We start from the raw sequence: 294 nt of genomic DNA, 5'->3' as shown, positions 1-294 counted from the left end.
CGAAGTAACACGCAAAAGAATCAACTCAACTACCAATGAGTATGAAGCCGTAGCTAGAGTGGATTATAAATATAGCAAAAAGCTAAATTTTAAAGCTTGGTACTCATATATCAATAGAGATACAATTATAGGAGATTATAAACATTTAAGATTTGAGGCTAGATATAATTTTTAATTTTATAGCACCCCCCCCCACAAAACTAGCGAATGCGACCCCTAAAGGGTGGTTTCTGTAAAGCCGACCTTTGCGACAAAATTTTCGCAAAAGTAAAATAACCTAAATGATTGTTTTAC

At 34.0% G+C, this 294-nt stretch carries 1 protein-coding gene; it reads left to right on the top strand.

Annotated elements, in window-relative coordinates:
• The first annotated feature begins 19 nt into the window (after positions 1-19).
• Positions 20-175 carry a major outer membrane protein gene (locus CSUIS19072_RS08500; RefSeq protein ID WP_442863301.1) on the top strand — a complete coding sequence of 52 codons (156 nt, stop codon included), beginning with the start codon at positions 20-22 and terminating at the stop codon, positions 173-175.
• Positions 176-294 lie beyond the last annotated feature (119 nt).

The sequence above is a fragment of the Campylobacter sp. RM19072 genome (assembly GCF_024723485.1).
Classification (GTDB): domain Bacteria; phylum Campylobacterota; class Campylobacteria; order Campylobacterales; family Campylobacteraceae; genus Campylobacter; species Campylobacter porcelli.
The sequence above is the reverse complement of the archived record's forward strand: the minus strand, read 5'-3'. Positions and strand labels throughout refer to the sequence as shown.